At 69.4% G+C, this 310-nt stretch carries 1 protein-coding gene; it reads right to left on the bottom strand.

The window, feature by feature from the left end:
- A partial coding sequence (locus IF89_RS39990) for a hypothetical protein (protein ID WP_043195087.1) occupies positions 1–310 on the bottom strand: 310 nt, incomplete at both ends.

The raw sequence follows: 310 nt of genomic DNA, 5'->3' as shown, positions 1-310 counted from the left end.
TCGTAGGTGAGCGTGGTCTGCTCGCGGGCGGTGAGCTTCCCGCTGCTGTCCGCGGTGCGGGCGACGGTCGCGGTGACCGTGCGCCGGTCCGCAGCCAGGGTGTTGGAGGTCTCCTGCAGGACTTTGCCGTCCCGGTCGGTGGTCTTCTGCGACACGACCAGCCCGGTAGCACCCTCTTCGGGGTCGTACACGGTCTCAGTGACCGTCCCGGTCTCATCGGTGGTCTTCACCGCACGGCCGTAGGCGTCGTAGGCGGCGGCGGTCGCCACTTCGCGTTTCTGGCCGGCGGAGTTGTGGACGGTGCTGGCCT

The organism is Streptomyces sp. NRRL F-2664 (assembly GCF_000719345.1).
GTDB lineage: Bacteria > Actinomycetota > Actinomycetes > Streptomycetales > Streptomycetaceae > Streptomyces.
Note: the sequence above shows the minus strand (reverse complement) of the source record. Positions and strands in the feature narration are given on the sequence as shown.